Origin of the sequence: Vibrio sp. 10N.261.52.C2, assembly GCF_041471425.1 — a bacterium.
Classification (GTDB): domain Bacteria; phylum Pseudomonadota; class Gammaproteobacteria; order Enterobacterales; family Vibrionaceae; genus Vibrio; species Vibrio crassostreae_C.
Genome location: NZ_JBFROH010000114.1, coordinates 1 through 1,650, shown reverse-complemented (window position 1 = coordinate 1,650; position 1,650 = coordinate 1). Strand labels below are relative to the sequence as shown.

Annotated in this window: 1 protein-coding gene; it reads left to right on the top strand. The window is 40.8% G+C overall.

What is annotated here, in order from left to right:
* The first annotated feature begins 376 nt into the window (after positions 1 to 376).
* Positions 377 to 1,285, top strand: a complete 909-nt coding sequence (locus tag AB4307_RS21970; RefSeq protein WP_372104872.1) for an IS5 family transposase — start codon at positions 377 to 379, stop codon at positions 1,283 to 1,285.
* The last annotated feature ends 365 nt before the right edge of the window (positions 1,286 to 1,650 follow it).

Below are 1,650 nucleotides of genomic sequence, written 5' to 3'. Positions count from 1 at the left end.
CATCAACGATAAAACCTACTCAGTTGGAGTATACAGTAAAAAATATGTCTATTTGCGTGTGAGTGAGTGACAGCCCCTTACTGGCAATGCTTCTTTTGGATCTATAAAGCGTACATACTATGTATAATGGTGTGTACGCTTTTTTATCCCTGAAGGCTTAGCAAGGCGATGGTCTCACTGCGTGAAGACCATCATCCTGCCAAAAGGGTATTTAAGGGAATGATGGTAAAGTAAAATAATAAAGCCACTCCTGACGCTCGCACAGCTCACTACTCGCTAGGCATTTATGATTTTTCTTGGCGTTGTTGCCTAAATTAGTTGAACCTTTTCCAAGTCCTGTGATCTGATCATTTGAAACGATTGGAATGGTGGTGATATGGGTAAAGCAAACAAGAAGATAACTAACTGGACGGAGTACAATAAGGCTCTTTGTAAACGTGGTTCGGTTACATTCTGGATAGATGATTCAGCCGTAGATGCATGGCGATGCAAAACTCATCATGGTAAGCGTGGGAGAGGCTTTCAGTACTCTGATACAGCGATTGAAACCGCCTTGATGATTAAGGGCATCTTCTCTCTTCCTTTACGTGCTCTTCAAGGCTTTATCGACTCTATCTTTGAGCTATTAGATGTTCCACTAACGTCCCCTGACTACACCTGTATCAGTAAACGCTCGAAGACAGTTCAGGTCAAATATCGCAATAAATCGAGAGGGGCTATTCGCCATATAGCCATTGATTCTACTGGCCTCAAAGTCTTTGGTGAGGGGGAGTGGAAAGTGAAAAAGCATGGTACAGAAAAACGTAGGACATGGCGCAAACTGCACTTAGCTGTGGATGTGGATACTCACGAAGCGATTAGTGCGGAAGTCAGTCTTGTAAATGTAGGCGATAGTGAAGTGTTACCGACGTTACTCAACCCACTACGTAGAAAGGTCGCTGCCGTATCCGCCGATGGAGCATATGACACAAAAAATTGCCACGAGACTCTGAAAAATAAAGGCTGTACTCCGTTAATACCGCCTCGAAAGAATGCAGCTCTTTGGGAAGACGGTCATCCCAGAAACAAAGCGGTAATGGCTCTGAGAGATGGAACAATATCGGAATGGAAAACAGAGTCTGGTTATCACTATCGTTCAATATCTGAGACTGCTATGTCCCGATATAAAGGACTAACAAGCGATAAATTGAGCTTGAGATGTTACAACGCTCAACTGGGCGAAATCATGGCGAATGTCAAAGCGATTAACAAAGTCATAGGACTAGGTATGCCCGTTAGAAGCTAACGGCTAGCTACATATGGTGTCGTTGATCTTCAAGCTGATTTGATTAACAACGCCGCCGTAAGCCAGTAAAACAACGGTAGGTAGGTTGTCGTTCTTGAAGTGGAAACACTTAATTGAAATTGATTTCGAAAATCATCTACTTTTTCCGGTTTAAGATAAATCTATTTAAAACAATCATTTAAGATGTAAATTGCACTTCAAAAACTATGCGAACAGTTAAAGTGATGATTTGATCCATCAAATGGGATTACATAATAAAACCTTTTGTTCTTAATATTCGGTTCGAAGCAACGAGATGCTTTATTTATTTTGAATAATCCAACAAATATCATTATTAAGTTATTAGTTAGATTATTTACTCCTTA

What these genes read in the sequence shown, in the direction of transcription:
- AB4307_RS21970 (WP_372104872.1), top strand. Translation starts at nt 377, where the DNA reads ATGGGTAAAGCAAACAAGAAGATAACTAACTGGACGGAGTACAATAAG.